We start from the raw sequence: 2,092 nt of genomic DNA on the forward strand, positions 1-2,092 counted from the left end.
CACCCTTACCCCGAAAATATTTTCTGGCTGATTGAATACTCAGATTCTAGCTTGGACAAAGATTTGGAAATAAAAAGTAAAGTCTATGCGGAAATTGACATCTTTGAATATTGGGTAGTCAACCTCAAGAAAAGACAACTGATAGTATTTCGAGAACCCGAAGATGGAGAATATGCTTCCAAGTCTACACTAGCGAGCGGGACAATTTATCCATTAGCATTCTCAGATGTAGCCATATCGGTAGCTGCGATCGTCAGCATTTAAGGAAGTAAGATCGGGTATCGACATTTTACACGCTTTTTATACCTTTAAAGCGTTCTTTTGCTGTTTGAAATGCTGCTTGCATCACCGATTGAATTTTCTTAGGATCGGGTTTTTTACCGCCCATTAAATCTCCAAAATAAACGCAAGCTCCCTCACCTAATGCTAAAGTGTAAGCAGCTGCCCAAGAAGCAGCGATCGCACTCCCAAAACCCGGTATAAATTTAACTAACTCCCGTCCAATCGCTTGTGCCAAAAAGCCACCTGCGATCGCACTCACAACACCTCCAGCTTGCGATCGCGTCAGCGTTTGTCCGTATAATTTCCCCAGCAGCCCCACCATCGATACCTGCAAAGCTGTCAGTACCGGCATCGTCGCAAAAGGCAAGGGTACAGCCGCCAACGCAGCTGCCATAATCGCAAACGCCAAAATATAACGGCGTCCCACATCTCGATAGAGATTGCCTATTTCGTGACCGGCTTTCTCATCCAATAACTGATAAATCGCACGCGCTTCTGCTTCCGGAAGTAAATCTGCCAAAGCATCTCTGAGCGCTTCTAAACCATACAATACTGGATTGTATCCATCTTCTTCTAGGGTAAAATCAATTAATACCGCCCGATCGTACAATCCGGCAAAAGCTTGCTGCATCGCCGCCAATGCGCGATTAACTTCCTCAAAGTTTGGTGGATACTCAGGATGATCCGCCGTATCGGGAGGATACACCTCATGCAAGCAAGTAACTGCCAGCAAACAAGGAATATCTGGATATTGCTGACGCAACTGCTGGGCAATTTGTCGCAGCGTGTCGATCGCAAAATCGTTAATTTTGACCGTAAAAATCAGAATTTTAGCGCGGCGATGTTCCTGTTGCAGATCTCCTACCAGTTCCCGGACGATCGCCTCAGTATCCTGCTTGACATCTCCCAGTCCCACCGTATCCGTAAAGATCAGCAACGGCAAGTCACTTGACGGATAAGCATAGCGCGAAGTATGTTGCGTGTGGGGACGAAATCCCTGTCCCACAATCTCCGCCGAAACACCCGTCAATCCCCGCACGATCGAACTTTTTCCCGCTTGCGGCTTACCGATTAGCAGCGCTTCCGTCGTTGGCAGTTCCGCTTTCACCGTCTCCAGGATATCTGCCACTTGCGCTTCGCTGACACTAAACCATTTCAGAACCGTCTCTGCCACTCGGTCTACCGGTAGCAACCCCATCATCCCTGCTGTAGCGCTGTGCCAAACATCAGCGATCCGCTTGATTTGGGAATTAATTATCGACTCAGGCGTTCCACCATCAGGCGCTTCACCGAACTGCTGAGAATTTTCTGACTGCTTTTGGATATCGCGTTCCTCAGCCATTCCCATCAAAACCGTGGATAGACGATCCCTCGCTGCAATGCGGATGATAGGACTTGAACCTACACTCCTCTCGGAACCAGAACCTAAATCTGGCGCGTCTGCCAATTCCGCCACATCCGCATAGATTTATATGATAGCAGAGCTGGCGTAGAAATAGATAGGGGAACAATCAAAAGTCGATCGCAAACCAGGGACAACGGGACAACGGGACAGTCATCCCTCTCCAGCTGACTCTGCCTTTCCCCAGCGGCTACTTAGGACAATTGCCAATCAACTATGAATAAGAATGGTGCTTTTAACAGGGTTTCAAAACTGACGTTACTTTTATTATTCCTAATTATAATCTTCACTCCCTTTACCATCATCGACGCCGGACATCGAGGTGTGCTGATGCAATTCGGCCAAGTGCAAGAACAAGTACTGGAAGAAGGAATTCACCCAATTATTCCCATCGTAAATACAGTCAAA

General features: G+C 47.4%; 3 protein-coding genes and 1 tRNA gene. 2 read left to right on the forward strand and 2 right to left on the reverse strand.

Features of this window, described 5'->3' with window-relative positions:
- Positions 1 to 264 (forward strand): Uma2 family endonuclease (locus H6S82_RS30720; RefSeq protein ID WP_191057291.1); only part of this gene is annotated, 264 nt, incomplete at its 5' end.
- Positions 265 to 289: 25 nt separating this feature from the next.
- Here H6S82_RS30720 and H6S82_RS30725 read toward each other — a convergent pair.
- Positions 290 to 1,483, reverse strand: a complete 1,194-nt coding sequence (locus H6S82_RS30725; RefSeq protein WP_322111874.1) for a GTPase — start codon at positions 1,481 to 1,483, stop codon at positions 290 to 292.
- A gap of 179 nt (positions 1,484 to 1,662) precedes the next feature.
- Positions 1,663 to 1,744: transfer RNA gene (locus tag H6S82_RS30730), tRNA-Leu, on the reverse strand.
- A 156-nt stretch (positions 1,745 to 1,900) separates the two neighbouring features.
- On the opposite strand from H6S82_RS30730, the gene H6S82_RS30735 reads away from it, so the two are divergent.
- Positions 1,901 to 2,092 (forward strand): SPFH domain-containing protein (locus H6S82_RS30735; RefSeq protein ID WP_347339574.1); only part of this gene is annotated, 192 nt, incomplete at its 3' end.

Origin of the sequence: Planktothrix sp. FACHB-1355 (genome assembly GCF_014748295.1) — a bacterium.
GTDB lineage: Bacteria > Cyanobacteriota > Cyanobacteriia > Cyanobacteriales > Aerosakkonemataceae > Aerosakkonema > Aerosakkonema funiforme_A.